19 protein-coding genes and 1 pseudogene are annotated in these 19,693 nt (G+C 65.8%); 8 read left to right on the top strand and 12 right to left on the bottom strand.

The window, feature by feature from the left end; all coding sequences use genetic code 11:
• Positions 1-800 precede the first annotated feature (800 nt).
• Together ACQP1G_RS09640 and ACQP1G_RS09635 are read left to right on the top strand one after the other, a co-directional pair.
• Positions 801-1,130, top strand: a pseudogene (locus ACQP1G_RS09640) (transglycosylase family protein); the annotation flags it as partial.
• 423 nt (positions 1,131-1,553) lie between these two features.
• Positions 1,554-3,506, top strand: a complete 1,953-nt coding sequence (locus ACQP1G_RS09635) for an MFS transporter (RefSeq protein ID WP_433201066.1) — start codon at positions 1,554-1,556, stop codon at positions 3,504-3,506.
• Between the two features lie 45 nt (positions 3,507-3,551).
• Here ACQP1G_RS09635 and ACQP1G_RS09630 read toward each other — a convergent pair whose 3' ends face one another.
• The 6 genes from ACQP1G_RS09630 to crcB all read right to left on the bottom strand — a co-directional run bounded on the left by ACQP1G_RS09630 (position 3,552) and on the right by crcB (position 8,621).
• Positions 3,552-4,244 (bottom strand): DsbA family protein, encoded by a 693-nt coding sequence (locus ACQP1G_RS09630; RefSeq protein ID WP_433201063.1) that lies wholly within the window; start codon positions 4,242-4,244, stop codon positions 3,552-3,554.
• Between the two features lie 157 nt (positions 4,245-4,401).
• A complete protein-coding gene (locus ACQP1G_RS09625; protein WP_433201060.1) occupies positions 4,402-5,760 on the bottom strand; it encodes an MFS transporter in 1,359 nt (452 codons plus the stop codon).
• Complete coding sequence (gene pgm / locus ACQP1G_RS09620; protein ID WP_433201057.1) at positions 5,753-7,393, bottom strand: phosphoglucomutase (alpha-D-glucose-1,6-bisphosphate-dependent); 1,641 nt, start codon at positions 7,391-7,393, stop codon at positions 5,753-5,755. Before pgm ends, ACQP1G_RS09625 begins: the two co-directional genes overlap by 8 nt.
• Positions 7,394-7,440: 47 nt before the next feature.
• Positions 7,441-7,803: a fluoride efflux transporter FluC gene (locus ACQP1G_RS09615; protein ID WP_433201054.1), complete on the bottom strand. Its 363-nt coding sequence runs from the start codon at positions 7,801-7,803 to the stop codon at positions 7,441-7,443.
• Positions 7,800-8,174, bottom strand: a complete 375-nt coding sequence (locus tag ACQP1G_RS09610; protein WP_433201051.1) for a DUF190 domain-containing protein — start codon at positions 8,172-8,174, stop codon at positions 7,800-7,802. The genes ACQP1G_RS09615 and ACQP1G_RS09610 overlap by 4 nt, the downstream gene beginning before the upstream one ends.
• 78 nt (positions 8,175-8,252) lie before the next feature.
• Positions 8,253-8,621, bottom strand: coding sequence for a fluoride efflux transporter CrcB (gene crcB, locus ACQP1G_RS09605; protein ID WP_433201048.1), 369 nt, complete (start codon positions 8,619-8,621; stop codon positions 8,253-8,255).
• 265 nt (positions 8,622-8,886) lie between these two features.
• Between crcB and ACQP1G_RS09600 the strand changes: the two genes are divergently transcribed.
• Positions 8,887-10,089 carry a lipase family protein gene (locus tag ACQP1G_RS09600; protein WP_433208348.1) on the top strand — a complete coding sequence of 401 codons (1,203 nt, stop codon included), beginning with the start codon at positions 8,887-8,889 and terminating at the stop codon, positions 10,087-10,089.
• Between the two features lie 366 nt (positions 10,090-10,455).
• On the opposite strand, the gene ACQP1G_RS09595 is transcribed toward ACQP1G_RS09600, so the two are convergent.
• A complete protein-coding gene (locus ACQP1G_RS09595) occupies positions 10,456-11,955 on the bottom strand; it encodes an MFS transporter (RefSeq protein ID WP_433201045.1) in 1,500 nt (499 codons plus the stop codon).
• A 117-nt stretch (positions 11,956-12,072) separates the two neighbouring features.
• Between ACQP1G_RS09595 and ACQP1G_RS09590 the strand changes: the two genes are divergently transcribed.
• Complete coding sequence (locus tag ACQP1G_RS09590; RefSeq protein ID WP_433201042.1) at positions 12,073-12,747, top strand: TetR/AcrR family transcriptional regulator; 675 nt, start codon at positions 12,073-12,075, stop codon at positions 12,745-12,747.
• A 56-nt stretch (positions 12,748-12,803) separates the two neighbouring features.
• Entirely contained in the window at positions 12,804-14,099 is a 1,296-nt protein-coding gene (locus tag ACQP1G_RS09585; RefSeq protein WP_433201039.1) for a D-arabinono-1,4-lactone oxidase, read from the top strand.
• Positions 14,100-14,398: 299 nt separating this feature from the next.
• Here ACQP1G_RS09585 and ACQP1G_RS09580 read toward each other — a convergent pair whose 3' ends face one another.
• Positions 14,399-15,142, bottom strand: a complete 744-nt coding sequence (locus ACQP1G_RS09580; protein ID WP_433201036.1) for an SIR2 family NAD-dependent protein deacylase — start codon at positions 15,140-15,142, stop codon at positions 14,399-14,401.
• A gap of 133 nt (positions 15,143-15,275) precedes the next feature.
• On the opposite strand from ACQP1G_RS09580, the gene ACQP1G_RS09575 reads away from it, so the two are divergent.
• The 3 genes from ACQP1G_RS09575 (at position 15,276) to ACQP1G_RS09565 (ending at position 17,373) form a co-directional block, all read left to right on the top strand.
• Entirely contained in the window at positions 15,276-16,178 is a 903-nt protein-coding gene (locus ACQP1G_RS09575) for an oxygenase MpaB family protein (protein WP_433201033.1), read from the top strand.
• Between the two features lie 337 nt (positions 16,179-16,515).
• The gene (locus tag ACQP1G_RS09570; protein ID WP_433201030.1) at positions 16,516-16,929 is read left to right on the top strand and encodes an arsenate reductase ArsC; all 414 of its coding nucleotides are present in this window, start codon (positions 16,516-16,518) and stop codon (positions 16,927-16,929) included.
• 48 nt (positions 16,930-16,977) lie between these two features.
• A complete protein-coding gene (locus ACQP1G_RS09565; RefSeq protein WP_433201027.1) occupies positions 16,978-17,373 on the top strand; it encodes a VOC family protein in 396 nt (131 codons plus the stop codon).
• Between the two features lie 14 nt (positions 17,374-17,387).
• On the opposite strand, the gene ACQP1G_RS09560 is transcribed toward ACQP1G_RS09565, so the two are convergent.
• Genes ACQP1G_RS09560 through ACQP1G_RS09545 form a run of 4 tightly spaced genes read right to left on the bottom strand, consistent with a single transcriptional unit; the run spans position 17,388 to position 19,569 of the window.
• The gene (locus ACQP1G_RS09560) at positions 17,388-18,098 is read right to left on the bottom strand and encodes a helix-turn-helix domain-containing protein (protein WP_433201024.1); all 711 of its coding nucleotides are present in this window, start codon (positions 18,096-18,098) and stop codon (positions 17,388-17,390) included.
• 42 nt (positions 18,099-18,140) lie between these two features.
• On the bottom strand, positions 18,141-18,851 hold the full coding sequence (locus tag ACQP1G_RS09555; protein ID WP_433201021.1) for an alpha/beta fold hydrolase: 711 nt from the start codon (positions 18,849-18,851) through the stop codon (positions 18,141-18,143).
• Complete coding sequence (locus ACQP1G_RS09550; RefSeq protein WP_433201018.1) at positions 18,812-19,084, bottom strand: hypothetical protein; 273 nt, start codon at positions 19,082-19,084, stop codon at positions 18,812-18,814. Before ACQP1G_RS09550 ends, ACQP1G_RS09555 begins: the two co-directional genes overlap by 40 nt.
• Entirely contained in the window at positions 19,081-19,569 is a 489-nt protein-coding gene (locus ACQP1G_RS09545) for a hypothetical protein (RefSeq protein ID WP_433201015.1), read from the bottom strand. Before ACQP1G_RS09545 ends, ACQP1G_RS09550 begins: the two co-directional genes overlap by 4 nt.
• Positions 19,570-19,693 lie beyond the last annotated feature (124 nt).

Raw genomic sequence — 19,693 nt, 5'->3', positions numbered from 1 at the left:
GCTCGCAGAGCATGCCAACCGCCCTGGGTTCCGCTGTTTCTACGCGCGGATGAGACCCACTAGGACCAGGCACAACGGGCCAGTGCCCGAGATGCCGCGATCCGACGGCACCGCGAATGCGCCGGCAGGCCCGACCTCACATGGCTCTGGTGACGACACACGCCCGATCGCACGCGTGTCGCCACCAAGTGCCATGTGGCGTCGGCATCGCCCGCCCATTCAGGCATCCGGGGCCCCTCGAAACCCGCCTTGGACGCGATTCCCGTATCGCGTTGACCGAGATCCGCCGCTCTCGGGCGTCGCCGGACCAGCTGCCAGGCCGTATTTGCTCGATTCCGTTGAACAGGTGAATTGGAGTCAGCTGGATTCACAATTAACCCAGCAGACCACAACTTCACCATTCGTAACGGCAGGGACCTGCACCGCAGCCACCACCGAACCGGACATTCATCCCAGGATTCGCCAGCAGAACGCGACCCGGGTCACCATTTCGTAGTGATCCCGAACACATAACGTAACTATCACGGTGCGTAGTAGATATACGTTTTTGCGCATTCGAACTGCGCGAATATCGAAACTCTGACTCATCGGTTCAGGCAATTCGGACGTTATTCCAGCGTGATCTGTGGCGAATTCTTCGCTACCGTCGTCGACAGCCCCGATCAACGAGACGGGCTCGAACGCGAACCGCCGAACGCCGGTAACCCTGCCCCGCGGTTCCGAGGATCCCCGACATCGCTGGGGGCAGGGACACGGCGGAATGTTCGCCGGGGCCGAGCGGGCGCAGCCAGGAACTCCACATGACTCAGAACCGCAAGTTCACCCGTGCCCTTGGCCTCGCCGCCGTCGCCGGAGCCATCGCCGCTGTTCCGTTCGGTCTCTCGACCGCCACAGCCTCGGCTTCGGGCCACAACTGGGACGCCGTCGCGCAGTGCGAGAGCGGCGGCAACTGGGGCACCTCGACCGGTAACGGCTTCTCCGGCGGCCTGCAGTTCACGCAGAGCACGTGGTCCGCCAACGGCGGCGCGGGCGACCCGAGCAGCGCCAGCCGCGACGAGCAGATCCGCGTCGCGGAGAATGTGCTCGCCACCCAGGGCCCGGGCGCGTGGCCCGTGTGCGGCGCTTACCTGTAAGCCCAGATCCATCGAACGGGGTCCGTGCCATCGGCGCGGACCCCGTTGTCGTCGATATTCGACTTCGCTCGACAGCGCCCGAGTATCACCGAAATCAACAGCGTCGGAATCACTTTTAGCAACCAATCGGCTGAACGTCGAACTTCCGCGCCGACGCCGCTGACCACCCGCCGCGCAAAACCCCTCCGCAACCGCTGAATTTGCGACTCGCGCACCCGCGCACGGCCGCCGGCAGGGTCAACTGTCAGTCCCACTCACCGGTACCGCCCATTTCAATTGCGCAATCAATCGCTCTCATGGTCCGAAACACCTGCGGTCAGTGATCCATATCACTACCCTGTTTCCACCCGGCAACTCGTCCTGACCCGCGGACGGCTCAGGTCCTTTACGAAATGCCGTGGCTAGAAAGGCATCTCGACCATGAGCTCGACCCAGACCGCAGACTCGCCGACCTTGCTCACGGGGCTGTGGCAGCGCAAGCTACCGCACTATCCCGATACGCCCGCCCGCTCCTGGTATCTGGCCCTGGTGGTCATCACGTCAGTGGCGCTGTACTACCAGCTATTCGTCACCGGAGCGGTGGGCAATGAGCTGATCGCCTACTTCCACCTGTCCTTCCGGTACTTCGTCGGGATCTTCATCGCGGGCGCCGCCTTTGGTGCGGCAGCCTCGGTGCTCGCCGGTCTGCTCGACCGCTGGGGACGAGCCAATATCGTCGCGTACGGCGTGGTGATCTGCTCACTGCTCACTTTGTTCGCCGTACCCGCGACCACGAGCAAGGAGGCCTACCTCGTCGTCTACTGCGTGGTGAGCATTGTCGAGGGCGCGGTGCTGGTGGCAACTCCGGCGTTGATTCGTGACTTCTCCCCGCAGTTGGGCCGGGCTTCGGCCATGGGCTTCTGGACCCTCGGCCCGGTGCTCGGCGCCTTGATCACCACCGAAATCTCCACGCATACCCTCGGTGCCCATCCCGATTGGCAGTACCACTATCGGCTGTGCGGTGTGATCAGCATCGTCATCGCGGTATTCGCGGTGATCGGGCTGCGTGAATTGAGTCCGGCGCTGCGCGACCAGATCATGGTGTCGCTACGCGATCGCGCACTGATCGAGGCGCGGGCGCGCGGGTTGGATGTCAGCACGCTGGAGCAGGGGCAATGGCGGCAGATGCTGCGTGTCAATATCGTCGGATCGGCACTGGCGATCAGCCTGTTCCTCGCGTTCTTCTACACGATCGTGTCATTCCTACCGGTTTATATGGCAACCATTTTCGGGTTCAGCTCGGCCAAGGCCAATGCCCTGGGTAACTGGTATTGGATCGCCAACGCGATCGCGCTCGTGCTGGCGGGCATCGTCTCGGACTACCTCAAGGTGCGCAAGCCGTTCATGATCGTCGGCGCGCTCATCAGCATTGTCGGGTTGTTCGTATTCCTCGGCTATACCGACAAGCCCGACACCGGGTACTACACCTTCGCATTGTGGTTGAGCGTCATCGCGGTCGGCGCGGGCATCGCCTACGCGACCTGGATGGCCAGCTTCACCGAGACCGTGGAGAACCGGAATCCGGCGGCGACCGCGGTAGGTCTCGCGGTCTGGGGCGGCACGCTGCGCGGTGTCGTCACCATCGTGCTATTCGGCTTGCTGATCGTGATCAATACCGCTGGCACGCTGGTCAACTATGGTCCGCGGCTCGCTGAGATCCAGCACAACTACGGTCCACAACTCGCGACCATTCAGACAGTCGGCACCGACACCCTCGCGGCACTGCAGAAGAACCCCAATGATCCGGCCGCTCAGGTCGCCGCGCTGACGAAGCTGACCGGCGCGACACCTGCCGAGATCCAGGCGACCATCGGACTGAACACCCGCTACCCGCAGGAGTTGGCGACGCTGCAAGCCATCGATTCGGCCACCTTGGCGACACTGTCCGCCAACCCCGCCGATGCGAACGCGGGTCTGGCGGCGGTCGGACAGGTCGCCAAGAAGTTCGGCATACCGGTGGATCAGGCGATCGCACGCCTGCAGGCCACCCAGCAGATCCCGGCCGCCGAACTCGCGGTGGCGGCCACGGTGGGCCCCAAGTTGGCACAGGCGACCGCGCAGCTGCAGTCGGTCGGCACCATCCCGGCCGATGACCAGGCCTATTTGGCCGCCCACGGCACCGAGGTGCAGCAGGCTGCGAAGGATTCGCCAGCACAGTGGAAGCGCTGGTGGTGGATCTGCCTGATCGCGCAGATCGTATTCCTGCCCTTCGTCTTCCTGATGTCCGGAAATTGGAACCCGAAGAAGGCCGCCGCGGAGGCGAAGGCGCACGACGAACTCGTCGAGCATGAACTCGCCGCGATCACCAAGGAAGAACCGGAACCAGCCGAGTAGTACGTCGTGCCGGGCGGTGCGATGGCATCGCCCGGCACGAACCGGTCACTTGGTGAGGTCGACGACCCATTCGTGGTTGTTCACGTCGACCTTGTTCTTGCCATCGAAGACGGCGGGCGTAGCGACCTCACCGTTCGCATCGGTCAGCGCGGCGCGTGCCATCTGGGCATGGATCTTCGCCGCGTCGAGCTTCGCGCCGGAGCTGATGCACTGCACCGCCTCCAGCGACGCGCCCGACTCCTTGGCGGCATTGGCCAGATCCTCATTGCTGAGATCCGCGCCGCCTTCCTTGGGCTGTTTCGAGGTGAACAGCGACGTGTGGAACTTCGAGTACACCGGACCCGAACCGGTCGCGGCGACGCATTCGTTGGCGGCTACCGCGCGGGTCGAGTAGTCCTTGCTCTTGGACTTGGTGTCGAGGAATGTCACCAGGTGATAGCGCACGGCGAGCCTGCCCTCGTCGATCTTCTGCGCGACCTCCTGACCGTAGAGCCGCTCCAGCGCACCACAGGACGGGCACAGCGGATCCTCGTACACGTCGATGGTCTTCGACGCGTCGGGGCGACCGAGGAGAATCGTGCCGTTGTTCTGGTCCAGTACCGCGAGCACGGTCGCATCGTGCACCGAGCCGTATCCGTCATTGCGGATCGTGGCATCGTCGCGCCCCCACCGGAACGCGAGGATCACGATCAACACGATGAGCACGAGCGCCACGCCACCCAGGGCATACGTGGTCATGTTGGACACCGGTCGCGGAGTGTAGTTCGAACGCGATTCGCTCACCTCTCACACTCTGCCGCACCCCAGCCCCCGCGCCGCCGCCGGGACCGCCTTCCCGAGTCCAGTGGCCAGCTGGGTCGCGTCGTCCGTCGCCAGGGATCGGACATGGAGCCGATCAGGGGCGGGAGGCGTACCTGTCGCCCCGCTCATCGGCGGAATCGGCGGAATCAGTGGGCGCACCATCGGCGACCTTGTCGAGCAATAGGTGCTCGGCCCCGTCCGGTCCGCAGATGTGGTCGGGCGGGCACTCCGGCACCACGTCGATCTGTTCGGCAGTCACGGCCGGAACTCGCCTGCGCAGCGGTTCCGGAACCACCGCCCAGACCACGGCCGCGACAGCGAGCAGCGCCCCGGTCAGCGCGAGCGCCGGCCCATAGGAAAAGTGTTGTGCCACAGCACCTACCGCGACCGGACCGATGACGGTGCCGAGATCCGCGGCCATCTGGAACCCGGCGAGCACCGGCCCGCCACGCGCCTTCGGTCCGATGACATCGGCAACGGCCGCCTGCTGCGCGGGGGTGAACATGCCCGATCCCAGCCCCGCCACGAACGAGGTCGCCAACAACCATGGCAGACCCGACGCGATACCCAATCCGGCGGTGCCGACCGCGCAGATCAGGGATCCGGTGATCAGGAACGGCTTGCGTCCGAAGCGGTCCGAGAGCCTCCCGGAGGCGAACAGCACCGCCACATTGCCCGCCGCGAATACCGTCAATGTCACACCGGCCATACCCGGTTTCTGATGCAGTACTTCGACAACGAGCAGCGGCACCAACGCCATCCGCACCCCGAATACCGCCGCGCCATTGGCGAAGTTCGACAGCAGCACCGCGCGATACTCCGGCCGGGCCAGCCCCTCGCGGAACGACATCAGCCGCAGTCCGCCGACCGGTTCAGGTGCGGCCAGGGTCGAATGCCGCAGGTTCACATAGACCACCGCGGTGGCGAGCAGCAGCGCCGCCGCATAGATCAGGAATGGCGCACGCAACCCGAGCCCGGCGAGCGCACCGCCGACCAGCGGCCCGCTCACCGATCCAATGAGAAAGCTCGTCGACCACAGCCCCGACACCCGGCCGCGCTGTCCGGGCGGTGACATCCGGATCACCAGCGCCAGCGACGATACGGTGAACATGGTCGACCCGACACCGCCAGCCGATCGCAAAACCAGCAGCTGCCAATAGCTCTGTGCGAACGCACTCGCCCCGGTGGACACCGCGACGATCAACAGTCCACCCAGATAGACCGACCGCTCCCCGAGCCGCTGCACCAATCGCCCGCTGACCGGCGCGAACAGCAGCCGCATCAACGCGAACGCACTGACGATCGCCGATGCGGCGGCGACACCGACCCCGAATCCACGTGCGAATTGCGGCAGCACCGGTGCCACCAGACCGAATCCGACGGCGATGACGAACGACGCGCCGACCAAGACCCAGATCTCGACCGGTAGCGCCCTGATAGACCTATCACTCACCGGACAGCGCCTGCCCCACCACTTCCTCCGCGGCCGCCTGCACCTGTGCCAAATGCGCGGGCCCCTCGAACGACTCCGCGTAGATCTTGTACTTGTCCTCGGTTCCCGACGGCCGCGCCGCGAACCACGCATTCTCGGTGGTGACCTTCAATCCGCCGAGCGGCGCGCCGTTGCCGCGCGCCCTGGTGAGCACCGCCGTGATCGGCTCACCGGCGATCTCCTTTGTGGTGATCATGTCCGGTGTCAACCTCGCGAGCAGCGCTTTCTGTTCCGGGGTCGCGGCGGCATCGATCCGCGCATAGGCCGGACTGCCGTAGCGCTTCTCGAGTTCGACGTAGCGCGCCGACGGACTTTGCCCCGTGACCGCGGCGACCTCGGTGGCCAGCAATGCGAGCAGGATGCCGTCCTTATCGGTGGTCCACACGGTGCCGTCCATCCGCAGGAACGACGCGCCCGCGCTCTCCTCACCGCCGAAAGCCAGGCTGCCGCTGAACAATCCGGGTACGAAGAATTTGAAGCCGACCGGCACCTCGTACACGTCGCGCCCGAGCACGCTGACCACCCGGTCGATCATCGACGAACTCACCGCCGTCTTGCCGATCTTGGTCAGCGCGTCCCAGCCCATCCGGTTCGCGACGAGATATTCGATGGCGACCGCGAGGAAGTGGTTCGGATTCATCAGGCCACCGTCGGGGGTGACGATGCCGTGCCGGTCCGCGTCGGCGTCGTTGCCGGTGGAAATGTCGTAATCGTCCTTGATGGCGATCAGCGAGGCCATCGCGTAGCGCGAGGACGGATCCATCCGGATCTTGCCGTCGGCATCCAGGGTCATGAACCGCCAGGTCGGATCGACGAACGGGTTGACCACCTCGAGCTCGAGGTCGTAGCGCTGCCCGATCTCCTCCCAATAGTCGACGCTGGCACCGCCCATCGGATCCGCGCCGAGCCGGATCCCGGCACCCCGAATGGCGTCCAGGTTCAACACATTCGGCAGATCGGCGATGTAGTGGTCGAGGTAGTCGTAGCGCTCGACGCCGTTCTCCAGCGCATGCCGCAGCGTGGTGCGCCGCACACCGGCCAGCCCGTTGTACAACAGTTCGTTGGCCCTGGTGGCGATGGCGTCGGTGGCCTTGGTATCGGCCGGACCACCGTGTGGCGGGTTGTATTTGAAGCCGCCGTCGCGCGGCGGATTGTGCGAGGGCGTGACGACGATGCCATCGGCCTGATGCCTGGCGCCGCCGCGATTGTGACGCAGCACGGCATGGCTCAGCGCGGGCGTCGGGGTGTAGCGGTCGCGGGCATCGATCATCGCGGTCACGTCGTTGGCGGCGAGCACCTCCAGCGCGGTGGTCCACGCTGGTTCCGAGAGTGCGTGGGTGTCGCGGGCCAGATAAACCGGACCGGTAATCCCGCGCGTGGCACGGTATTCCACGATCGACTGGGTGATGGCCAGGATGTGCGCCTCGTTGAACGCGCTGTCCAGACTCGAACCCCGATGTCCCGAGGTGCCGAAGGCCACCTGCTGCGCGGGATCGGCCGGATCCGGGATACGACTGTAGTAGGCCGTCACCAGACGCGCGATGTCCTCGAGGTCGGTGGGACGCGCGGGTCGCCCGGCTCGATCATGGGCCATGCTCGGGTCTCCCTTCCGTGTCGGCTGCGCCCGGCTCGTCATCAAAATCATGGCCACGACCACTGGGTCGTGGCCGCGGCGACGAACGCCGCGGCCAGGCCGGCCGCGACGCTGAGCACCACATTGCCCGTCGCATAGGCGTTGGCGCCTCCGGCGGCGAGCCCGATCGTCTCGTAGCCGAACGTGCTGAATGTGGTGAGCGCACCACACAAGCCCGTTCCCGCGGCAGCCGACAGCCAGCTGTTCGCACCGGCGCCGATCAGTCCCCCGAGCAACGCCGAACCGACAATGTTAACGGTCGAAGTGCCCAGCGGCAGCAGAGATTCGAATCGCGCGGCAATCGCGCGGTCGATGAGGTACCTCGTGGGTGCGCCCAACATGCCACCCCGCACGACGATCAGGACGGTCATCGGGCAACCCCTAGAGTCGGATGCCAGATCTCGACTTCGGATAGCGTGACATTCACCCCGGCGAGCACCTCGGAATTCTGTTGGACGAAGGCCCGCAGCCGCTGCGCCTCGTCTACGACCATCACCTGCACAGGTAGGTGTTCGGCCAGATCCAGGATGCGGCTGGTGTGGATGCGCGAAGAAGCGCCGTAGCCCTCCACGCCGCGCCACACGCTGGCACCGGCCAATCCGGCGTCGCGGGCGCGGCGCACGATCTCGTGGTACAGGGGCCCGTGCCGCCACTTGTCGTCCTCGTCGAGCAGCACCGTCAGCCGCGCGGCCGACTGCCACTGTCCCGCCGCCGGACCAGTGCCCGCCGGTGAATCAATCATCGCCTGACCCCCTTCCGTCGTGCTCTCCACTGTTCAACTCGTCTGTCGTGCCCGTACCAGCCGCCCATCGCGCCACACTCATGCCGAGCACGGCCGCCCCCAATGCCGCAACCATCGTCCCCCGAGATAGCCGAGCGCCTCGATCGCAGCACATGATTCGAGCAGTCTACGAACCTCGAGGCTGTACGTGGAAAAAGTGGTGAAGCCGCCGAGCAAGCCGATGCCGAGTAAGGGGCGGAGCAGTCTGTGGGCTACCCATACTCCGGTGATCAGAACCATCAGAATTCCGATCGCAAAGCATCCCATGATGTTGATCACGAAGGCCGACCAGGGGACCTGGTGCGGTTGCGGCGGCAACCATACGCCGATGGCATAGCGCGGCAGCGCGCCGGGACCACCGCCGAGGGAGATCACCATGAGCACCACCGCCGCAATGCTAACGGTCACTGGGCGACCCGAACATCCGGGACAGACCTTTCGAGTGACCTGCGAGCAGTCACTACGTCAGGGCGCGCACCACGAACAGCGCCGTTCGTTGACATGGTGGCCCGTAGCACGTACGAATGCCTGGAAGGTTTGGCCGAAGTTCCCACCTAACCCCTACGGACACAGGTCGGGAGCGATGATGGCGGCACGATGGGCTGTACCCAACGCACTTCGGAATACGGAGCGGGGCCGCCGAATCGGGTACCAGCAACTGTTCGCCAGATCGATGCGCCGCATCCGGCAACCTTCGGTCCGGCGATTCGGCGTCGCGATCTTGGCGGCCGCGCTGGCCGGACTCGGCCACGTACCGCCCGCCATGGCGCAGCCGATCTATCCGATTCCGGATCCGGACGGTTTCTATTGGGCGCCACCGGATGTGGGCAACTTCCAGCCCGGCGATGTGATCCGCAGCAGGCCGGTGGCCGCGGTGGGCTTTCCGGGCGCGACGGCATGGCAACTGCTGTACCGATCGACCAATTCGGCGGGCGATCCGATCGCGGCCGTTACCACGGTGTTGCTACCGGTGGGCGGCGGACTCAATCGGCCGCTGGTGTCATATCAGCCGTTCATCAATTCGCTCGGCCTGCAATGCGCGCCCTCGCACAGCCTCTTCGACGGCGGCATGCAGGAGGCGCCCGCGCTCAACGTGCTGCTGGCCCGCGGCTGGGCGGTGGCCGTTCCGGACCATTTCGGTCCGACCAGCGCCTACGGCGCGGCCCGCCTCGGCGGCCGGCTGACCCTCGACGGCATCCGGGCCGTAAAGCGGTTCCCCCCAGCCGATCTCGCGGACAGCCCGGTCGGCATGGCCGGATACTCCAGCGGCGCCATGGCGACCGGATTCGCGGCCGCACTCGCCCCGGAGTACGCGCCGGAACTGCCGATCGTCGGGGTGGCGCAGGGCGGCGTCCCGGTGAGTATCGGCGAACTCGCCCGCGAGGTCGGCCAGCAGCCGAATCGGCTGTTCGGCCTCGGTTTCGCGGCCGGTATCGGGCTGGAGCGCGAATATCCGGGCCAGTTGACGATGGAGCGGTTCCTCAATCCGGCGGGCTGGGCATTGCGCGCGCAGGTCGCCAACGCCTGCACCACCGAGATCATCGACGCGGGCGCGTACAAAGATTTCGACGATGTCTTCACCGGCTCGGTGTTCGACGCGGACGCCGCCGCGATCGGGGTAATGCACGAGAACAGCTTGGCGAACTATCCCGGCATACCGCGCGCGCCGATATACGAATGGCACGGCACCGACGACGAGGTCGACCCCTGGCTGGCTCGTGAGGTGATGGGCCGCTACTGCGCGGCGGGCACCCCGGTACTGCTCGATATGATCCCGGGCGCCGACCACGTCGCGGCGATCTACGCGGGCGCACCACGGGCATTCAGCTATCTCTCGGATCGTTTCGCAGGCCTTCCGGCACCGAGCAACTGCTGACGCACGGAAACGACACAACGCCCGCGGCATCATTGACGCGGGCGTTGTGCCATTCGGACAGAACGTAAATGAACCACTCACCAGGCCACCACAGAGCGAGTCTGACGAGCGAGGAGTTCGCGGCCCGTCCCGCGTCCGAGCCGTCGAACCGCATGCGATGAAGTCTCGACAGCTGGGCCGGTGTACGCCGGATATTGACGATCCGCACCTCGGCGACCACCACGGAGCGAGTCTTACGAGCGACCGTTCGCGGCCCGTCTCGCGTCCGAGTCGTCGAAGCGATGCGCCGCAGGCGCGAGTCTCGACGGCTCGGACGCGAGACCAAGGGGGCCGCGAACCCGCCGCGCCGAAGGCGCGGCCAACAACTCAGTGCACGATCACCGGCTCGCCTTCGGAGGGAGCCGGAACCGTATTCGGCATCAGGAATGCGGTGATGACCGCACCTGCCACGAATATCGCGGTGGCCCACCAGAAGCTGGTGGTGTAGCTCTCGATCTGCGCCTGCGCGACTGCCAACGGGCCCGGGGTATGCGAGGACAGGTAGTCCGTCGCGGCCGAGGCGGCGATGGTGCTCAGCAGCGCCGTGCCGATCGAACCGCCGACCTGCTGGCTGGTGTTGATCATCGCCGAGGCGACACCCGCGTCCTCATGGTGCACACCGGCGGTCGCGCCCTGGAAGGCGGTCGACATCGCGCCACCGAGGCCGAGGCCCATCAGGATCAGCGCGGGCAGGATGTTCGTGACATAGCTGCTGTCCAGGCTGATCTGGGTCAGCCAGGCCATACCGAGCGCGGCGACCAGGAAGCCACCGGCGACCACCATCTTCGGACCGACCCTGGGCAACAGCAACGAGGGCACCGTGGTCGAGGAGGCGACCATGCCCGCCACCATCGGCAGGAAGGCCAGACCGGTCTTGATCGGCGAGTATCCCATGCTCAGTTGCATGTAATAGGTCAGGAACAGGAAGATCGCGAACATCCCGATACCCATGACGAACACCGTCAGGAACGAACCGCCGCGGGTGCGGTCCAATACGATGCGCAGCGGCAGCAGCGGATGCGCGACCCGGGTCTCGATCGCCACGAACACCGCGAGCAGTGCCGCGCCGCCGAGCAGGAAGCCGAGGGTGACCGGGTTGGTCCAGCTGGTCGATTCGGCGTGTGAGAAACCGTAGACGATGCCGAACAGCGCGCCGGTCACCACGATGGTGCCGGGAATATCGAGCTTGGGCCGCTCGGTCACCACATGCTTGGCCAGCAGCAGCACCGCACCGACCAGCGCGACCGCGGCGAAACCGAGGTTGACGAACATCACCCAGCGCCACGACGCCCATTCGGTGAGCATGCCGCCGAGCAGCAGGCCGATGGCACCACCGGCACCGGCGACCGCACCGAAGATGCCGAAGGCCTTGGCCCGCTCGGACGGTTCGGTGAAGGTGACGGTCAGCAGCGACAACGCGGCGGGTGCCAGCAACGCGCCGAACAGGCCCTGCCCGACTCGGGCCGCGACCAGCATTTCGAAGCTCGTCGCCGCGCCGCCGACCGCGGAGGCGACGGCGAAGCCGACCAGGCCGATAATGAAGGTGTTGCGTCGGCCGAACAGGTCACTGAGTCGGCCACCGAGCAGCAGCAGGCTGCCGAAGGCAAGTGCGTAACCGGTGACGACCCACTGGCGGTCGCCATCGCTGAAACCGAGGTCGAGTTGCGCTGCGGGCAGCGCGATATTCACGACGGTCGCGTCGAGCACGACCATGAGCTGAGCCACGCCGAGTACGGCGAGCACCCACCAGCGCAAGGCATGCGAGCCACGGCGGCCCGAGTCGGTTTTTTCGGGGGCGGGTGCCCCACGGTCCAACGTGGTAGTCATGTGTCCCCTTTGTCTCGAGGCTTTATCCGGAGGAGTCATCTCCGCTTACCGAGTTAAGCTAACACAATAACGGAGACAACACCTCCACTTAATCCCGCTTATTGCTAGGATGTTCCTGTGAATCACGCCACTACCGTGCCTCCACCTCGGCGCCTACGTGCCGACGCTGCCCGCAATCAGCAGCGCATCGTCGAGGCAGCCCGCCAGCTCTTCGCCGATCACGGACTCGAGATCACCCTCGATGACGTGGCCGAACGTGCCGGAGTCGGCGTCGGCACCGTCTACCGGCGTTTCGCCAACAAGAGGGAGTTGATCGCCGAGGTCTTCGAACAGAACGTCGGCGAGTTCGCCGTCGCCGCGGAGACCGCCGCCAAACATCCCGACCCCTGGCTGGGACTGGTCCAGTTCTTCGAGTACGCGTGCACCCATCTGGCTACCAATCGCGGCTTCAGCGAGGTCATGCTCGAACTGGAGGAGGACGTGGACCGCTTCGCTCAGGTGCGCGACCAGATCAAGCCGACGGTCGCGGCGGTCATCGATCGCGCGCGCGACGCGGGCGCACTGCAGCCCGATATCGAGCCATCGGACTTCTTCGCACTGATCCATATGGTCGACGCCATCGCCGAATTCTCCAAGCCGGTGAATCCGAATGCCTGGCAGCGCTATATGGCCATCGCACTCAACGGCGTACGCAGCGATGCCGCGCCACGTCGACCGCTACCGGCACCCCCATTGACGGACGAGGAAGTCGAACAGGCGAAGTCTTTCGCCTGCGCGGGCCGAAAGCGCTAGCGCAAAAAGTCGGACACATCTAGCGCGTATGTCGCCGGTCCCTTAAAGTTGGACGCATGACCAACTCGTGGCGGAACTGGGCCGGAGATCAGCAGTGCACACCGGCAGCTATCGCCACTCCTCGCAACACTGAAGAACTGGCCGCGATCATCGGCCGCGCCGCCACGACCGGACAGACTGTACGCGTCGCCGGAGCAGGGCATTCCTTCACCGAAGCCGTACTCACCGACGGCATCCTGCTGAACCTCGCCGAGATGAACCGTATCCTCACCGTGGACCGGGAGACCGGCCGCGTCCGAGTCGAGGCGGGCATCACCCTCAATGCCGCGAGCACCGCACTGCATCCGCTCGGTCTGGCGTTCCCCAATCTGGGCGATATCGACGTACAGACCATCGCTGGCGCCACCGCCACCGCCACCCATGGCACCGGCGCGACCCTGCAAAACCTCTCGGCCGCACTGCAATCCATCGAACTGGTGCTCGCCGACGGCAGCCGGGTCGAGGTGAACGAGCAGACCGATCCGGACGGCTGGCGCGCGGCGCGGGTCAGCGTCGGCGCGCTCGGCGTGGTCAGCGCGGTCACGCTGCAGTTGGTGCCGTCGTTCGTACTCGAGGGGATCGAGCGGCCGGTGCCGGTCGAGGAGGTCCTCGCCGATCTGGACGCCCATATCGACGGCAACGAGCACTTCGAGTTCTACTTGTTCGGGCACAGTCCGCTGGCGATGACCAAGCGCAACAACCCCGTCGACCTGCCGGAGCAGCCGCGCGGTAAGGCCGCCGACTGGTTCGCCGACATCCTGATGTCCAACTACGCCTTCGACGCACTGTGTCGGCTCGGCAAGCGGCGGCCGGGGCTGGTGCCGTGGATCCATCGCGGCGCGGCGTACGCGGGCAGCTACCGTCGCCAAGTCGACCGCTCCTATCGAGTCTTCGCCTCGCCCCGCCTGATTCGCTTCACCGAGATGGAGTACGCGATCCCGCGCGAGCATTCCGTCGCCGCCATCCGCGAGATCAAGGAGCTATCGGCGAAGTTCGATACGCCCATGCCGATCGAGGTGCGCTGGGTCGCCCCCGATAACGCATTCCTGTCCCCCGCCGGTGGCCGCGACACCTGCTACATCGCCGTGCACCAATATCGCGGGATGGACTTCGAACCGTATTTCCGCGCCTGCGAAGCGGTTTTCGACAAGTACAACGGTCGCCCGCACTGGGGTAAGCGCCACTTCCAGACCGCCGAAACGCTGCGGCCGCGGTATCCGGACTGGGATCGTTTCGCCGAGGTGCGCCGCCGCTTCGACCCGAAGGGCCGCTTCACCAACGCTTACATCGAGCGCGTACTGGGCTGTGTCTGATTGCCGCGCCTTCGGCGCGGCGGGTTCGCGGCCCCCTTGGTCTCGCGTCCGAGCCGTCGAGACTCGCGCCTTCGGCGCATCGCTTCGACGACTCGGACGCGAGACGGGCCGCGAACGGTCACTCGTAAGACTCGCTCCGTGGTGGTCGCCGAGGTGCGGATCGTTCGGCACCGGATGTACACCCGCACCATGGCCGAGACTCGCGCCTTCGGCGTATCGCTTCGACCCCTCGGACCCGAGACGGGCCGCGAACGGTCACTCGTAAGACTCGCTCCGTCGGGGTCGAGTCGCGTGGTCAGCTAAGCGAGTATTTCGGACACCAGGCGCGGGAGGGCGGTGCCGATGGGTTCGCGGATGACCTCGGTGGCGATGCCGTCGTAGGGCGTCGGCTCGGCATTGACGATGACCAGATCGGCGCCGCTGTCGACGGCGATCGCGCACATCGACGCCGCGGGCTCCACTTGGAGCGAGGAGCCGATGGCCAGGAAGATATCGCTGGCCTCGGCGGTCAGCGCGGCCTTGGTCATGGTGCGCCGGTCCATCTGCTGGCCGAACATGATGGTCGCGGATTTCAGGATGCCGCCACATGCCGGGCACGGCGGATCCGCCTCACCCGCGGCCACGCGAACCAGCGTGGCGGCCATCGTCGTCTGGTAATCGCAACCGACGCAGACGACTTCGAACATATTGCCGTGGATCTCGATGACCCGACCCGGCGAGGATCCGGCACGCTGGTGCAGCCGGTCGATGTTCTGGGTGATGATCGTGATGGTGCGTCCGGCGCGCTCCAGGTCGGCGAGTGCGGTGTGCGCGGCATTCGGCTCGGCCTGCCAGGCCGGGTTGTCGCGCCGGGCCAGCCAGGACCGTTTGCGCAGCTCCGGATCGGCGAGGTAGGCGTCATAGGTCGACAGCAGTTCGGCGATGGGATCCTTCGTCCACACGCCTCGCGGGCCACGGAAGTCCGGAATGCCGGAATCAGTGGATATGCCCGCGCCGGTGAGCACGCCGATCCGTCCGTCACGTTTGCGCCAGTCGGTCGTCATATCGGATCAGCCTAGGGCGCTGCGCCATCTCTGCCCACCGCGATCGGTCGGCCACGACGACAAGCCAACTCTATGAGAGATTATTACACTAAGTCTCTCAAGCTCTTGAAATGGCCGATCAAAGGAGATCGCAATGACCGCCGCCGCGCTCGATACCAGTTCACCGACCGCGCCGGAGCGCCGACCGTTCGCACCGGGTACGCGGATGTGGGACGAGACCGGGTTGATTACCTTCTCCTTGACGGCCGGATCAGCGTTCCTGCTGCAGACCATGGAGCCGACCATCTCCGCCGTGGTCGATGAGCACTCCACCTTCCGGACCGATCCGCTCGGACGCGCGGTACGCAGTATCGGTTCGGTGATGATGTGGATCTACGGCGGCGACGAAGCGATCGCCGAGGCGGATCGGCTGCGCAAGATGCACGCGTCGCTCAACACCACCGCGGACGGCGTACGACACAAGGCGCTGGCCTCCGGACCGTGGGCCTGGGTCCTGCATACCGGCACCTTCGCGTTCACCGAGAACGCCGAGTACTTCTCCCGCCGCCCGCTCACCGCGGCCGATAAGGAGGCGTACTACCAGGAGACGGTGCAACTCATGCGCAATTTCTCGGTGGCACCCAAGGAGATTCCGGCGAATTACGCAGAATTCGAGAAGTTCTTCACGGATGTGGTGGAGAACCATCTACAGGAGACCGGCACCGCACACGACTACCTGCGGGTGATCCGGTCGATCGCCCCGCCGAGCCAGTTGCCGCGGGTACTGCGCCCGTTCTGGAAGCGTGCCGTCGCGCCTGTCGGCTGGCTGCAGTACTTCGTCACCGTCGGCACCACCCCGGAGGTCGCGCGTCGCAAGCTCGGACTGACCTGGACCGAATCCGATGAACGCAAGCTGAAGGCACTGGGCTGGTTCATCGCTCGCACGGTACCGCTGTTGCCGGAGCGGCTGCGCTACTTCCCGATCGCGTACGAAGCGCGTCGGCTGGAGCGCGATCGCGCGCGACTGCGCAAGGTCATTGATCTGCGCCCCATGTGAGGGCGGCGCGCTCGACTGCGACGAGCGTCACGACGAAAGGGCCCGCGGTTGCCGATTCGGCACCGCGGGCCCGTTGTGTGCAGGCAAAATACAGAATTCATGACCGACCGGTTTCTTCTCGGTCGATATCTCGCGCGCGGCAACAACTCTCGAGCGACCGGCTTCGAGATGTCTTGGTGGGCAAAGTCGGCCCCCTCGTCGCGAAACACTTTCCCCCCGCCCTGGTATACGTATCACGCACGCACCCTACGACGCGGACCCCGTACACCTTGCCCGACATTTCCGACATCGCGCCCAGCACAGCTCCGATTCACCAGCCCGAAAGGTTTTCCCGCACATGGCTCACAAGCCCAGCGTGCTGTTCGTCTGCGTCCACAATGCTGGCCGGTCGCAAATGGCCGCCGCATTGCTCGACACGCTCGCCGGTGACCGCATCGATGTGCGTTCCGCGGGCAGCGTGCCCGCCGACGAACTCAACCCGGCAGCCGTCGCGGTCATGGCCGAGCTCGATATCGACATCTCCGCACAGGTGCCGAAAGCGCTGACCGTCGATGCGGTGGCGATGTCCGATGTTGTCGTCACCATGGGATGCGGCGACGTATGTCCGTTCTTCCCCGGCATCAGCTATCGCGACTGGATGCTGCCCGATCCGACCGGCGAGGACATCGCGATCGTGCGCTCGATCCGCGATCGGATCCGCATCCTGGTGGAGAACCTGATCGCCGAGCTGATTCCGGCCACCGCCTGCTGAGTCCGATTTGTTCAATACGCCTGCCGATATGCGGCATACGCTGCGGATATGACTCCACAACTCAACGTCATCGGCATTGTCGTCAGCGATATGGCCGCCTCGCTCGCCTTCTACCGATGCCTGGGTCTCGCGTTCCCGGAGGGTGCGGACGGCGAGGGCCACATCGAAGCCACGCTGCCCGGCGGCGTGCGCGTCGCGCTGGATACCGAGGCGGTCGTCAAGTCCTTCCACGCCGACTGGCAGCGACCGACGGCCGCGGGCCGGATCGGATTGGCGTTCCAGTGCGCGGACCCAGCCGAAGTCGATGCGGTCTACAGCGAACTCGTCGACGCGGGCTACCACGGCGAACTGAAGCCATGGGACGCCTTCTGGGGCCAGCGCTACGCCACGATCCTGGATCCGGACGGCAACGGCGTCGATTTGTACGCACCACTGCCCGGTTGATCCCGGTCACCGCGCTATGAGCGAGCCAGCAACTCGCTCAACGGCATTCCGGCCAGTTCGCGCACGTCGCGCGCCAGATGGGCTTGGTCGGCGAATCCCGTGCGAAATGCGGTGTCCGCAAGCGGCACTCCGCTGCGCGCCACCGCGAGTGCCCGCTGCAGCCGCAGGATGCGGGCCAATGTTTTGGGCCCGTAGCCGAATGCCGCGAGCGATCGCCGATGCAGCACCCGCGCACCGAGTCCGGCTGCTTCGGCGGTCGCCGCGACCGACCATCCGGCATCCAGTGCACCGACGATCCGCCGTAACACCGGATCCGGCGGCTCGGTGTCGTACGCCCGTCGCAATGCGATCGCCTCCAGCGCGGCGGGCTGGTCCCGCGCCGCCCCAACCTGTTCGGCGAACCGCCGCGCCGTCGCCGCCGGCCACAGTTCCGCCAATTCCACACGCCTATTGCGCAATTCGTGCGCGGGTACGCCGAGCAGCGCGGGGGCATACCCCGGCGCGAACCGAATCCCGACCCACCGCGTCCCGACCCGACCATCGGCCGGATACGCCCGCGTATCCGGCCCGGCGACCAGCAATCTGCCATCACTCCACAGCAGATCCATACAGCCATCCGGCAGCACCGGCAACGCCGTCGTCCCGGTGATGTTGGTGTTCGTCCACACCACGGCATCCGCGAGCCGCGACCGCCGCTCCCGATACCCCGACACCACCTCTGCCACGAGTCCGAGGCTACTCTCGGCGCCGCTGCGAAACGTCGCGCCTCAATCGAGGAATGTCAGTAGCCGGTCGGCCAACCATTGCGGCTGTTCCTCCGGCACGAAGTGACCGCACTCCGGGATCAATTCGAGGCGCATATCGTCGGCGTAATCGCGATAGCTGTTCGGCACGCCTTCGGAGAGTGGATCGCTGGCACCGTTGAGGTGCAGGGTCGGCACTCGCAGTCGGATCATCCGATAGTGCCGCGCGAAATGCGGGATCTCGTGCAAGACCACGTTGCGATTGAAATCGATGGTCGCCGCGTGCGCGCCCGGCGTCCGCATCCGGGCCAGATAGACCGCGGCCTCCGCGTCGCTGAATCGCCCGTGGTGCCGCCATGCACGCAGACTCCGGGCGGCCAGCGTGGCCTGCAACGATCGCGAACGCCCTAGTGCGGCAAGCGTATAGACGTGCCACGGCCTGGTGAATACCGCTGGCCGCACGCCATCGACCGTCCACGGATGCACACCGGCCAGTGCGACGAACTGCCCGAACCGCTCGGGCCAGTTCAAACATGCGCGATATCCGACGACCAATCCCCAATCGCGGCCGATCACTCGCGCCCGATGCACGCCGAGCCGATCCATCAATTCGACGAGGTCACGTGCCAATCGTTCGAATGTGTACCCGCCACCGGATCCTTCGGACCACCCGAGGCCGCGGATATCCGGGCAGATCACCCGCCCGCGGATATGCGCGCGACGATCCAGTTCCACATCGAGGGCTCCGCGGCGGCCATCACGATCAACGATGGGCGCACGACCGTGACCCCGGCGAGCTCGACGGCGCGGCCGCCACCGTCACCACCGATCTGCACACGCTGGGCCGCCTCGGCACCGGCCGGATCGATCCGACAGACGCGGAGATCCTCGACCAGGTGCGGGTCAGCGGCGATACCGAACTCGCCCTGCGCCAACTGGGTTTGGTCACCGACCGACGGTGAGGTCAATGCGGAGTGATACCGCGCGGGACGACCCGAATCGCCGGATCGGCGCCCGCGGCGATCTTCGACTCCGGATCCTTGCATCCGACGGTGACCTCGGCGCCCGCTGGGGAGGAAAAGGTCCACAGGGTCATCCACTGTTTGCCGTCGATTGTTTCCGGCTTCTTGATGTCGGTCGAACGGAGGTCTTCGTTGCGGCCGGTGCTGTCGGTCACCGTGCAGCGCAGGCTCATGGTGCCGGCGCCCCAGTCGACGGGCACCTTGATATCCATGACGGCGTCGGCGGGAATGGGCACTTTCTTGGTCTCCCCCAGCGGAATTCGCATGCCACTGCCGGGTTCCTCGTTTTCGGTCGCGGCGGGCATCGCGCTCACCGAACTCGATTCCGACGCGGCCGAGGATGCCGACGCGGCCGTCGTGGACTTGTCATCGGAACACCCCGCCACAGCGACAGCCAATGCTGCCGCCACCGTCATCCAGATCAGTTTCACAGGTCAACCTCTCTTCGACAGAGCATGACTACAACTTCCAGATGGACGCAGACTACATGGCGCGAAAATTGGCAATTCGTTCGCAAATAAGAGGACTCGGCCGATATCGAAAATCCGGAGGGCG

The sequence above is a fragment of the Nocardia sp. CA-107356 genome (assembly GCF_050946365.1).
Taxonomy (GTDB): Bacteria; Actinomycetota; Actinomycetes; order Mycobacteriales; family Mycobacteriaceae; genus Nocardia.
The sequence above is the reverse complement of the archived record's forward strand: the minus strand, read 5'-3'. Positions and strand labels throughout refer to the sequence as shown.

Bases quoted from the DNA above. Each gene is read 5' to 3' on its own strand.
- ACQP1G_RS09635 (WP_433201066.1), top strand. From the start codon at position 1,554: ATGAGCTCGACCCAGACCGCAGACTCGCCGACCTTGCTCACGGGGCTG.
- ACQP1G_RS09630 (WP_433201063.1), bottom strand. From the start codon at position 4,244: ATGACCACGTATGCCCTGGGTGGCGTGGCGCTCGTGCTCATCGTGTTG.
- pgm (WP_433201057.1), bottom strand. From the start codon at position 7,393: ATGGCCCATGATCGAGCCGGGCGACCCGCGCGTCCCACCGACCTCGAG.
- ACQP1G_RS09615 (WP_433201054.1), bottom strand. From the start codon at position 7,803: ATGACCGTCCTGATCGTCGTGCGGGGTGGCATGTTGGGCGCACCCACG.
- ACQP1G_RS09610 (WP_433201051.1), bottom strand. From the start codon at position 8,174: ATGATTGATTCACCGGCGGGCACTGGTCCGGCGGCGGGACAGTGGCAG.
- ACQP1G_RS09600 (WP_433208348.1), top strand. From the start codon at position 8,887: ATGCGCCGCATCCGGCAACCTTCGGTCCGGCGATTCGGCGTCGCGATC.
- ACQP1G_RS09595 (WP_433201045.1), bottom strand. From the start codon at position 11,955: ATGACTACCACGTTGGACCGTGGGGCACCCGCCCCCGAAAAAACCGAC.
- ACQP1G_RS09585 (WP_433201039.1), top strand. From the start codon at position 12,804: ATGACCAACTCGTGGCGGAACTGGGCCGGAGATCAGCAGTGCACACCG.
- ACQP1G_RS09580 (WP_433201036.1), bottom strand. From the start codon at position 15,142: ATGACGACCGACTGGCGCAAACGTGACGGACGGATCGGCGTGCTCACC.
- ACQP1G_RS09575 (WP_433201033.1), top strand. From the start codon at position 15,276: ATGACCGCCGCCGCGCTCGATACCAGTTCACCGACCGCGCCGGAGCGC.
- ACQP1G_RS09570 (WP_433201030.1), top strand. From the start codon at position 16,516: ATGGCTCACAAGCCCAGCGTGCTGTTCGTCTGCGTCCACAATGCTGGC.
- ACQP1G_RS09565 (WP_433201027.1), top strand. From the start codon at position 16,978: ATGACTCCACAACTCAACGTCATCGGCATTGTCGTCAGCGATATGGCC.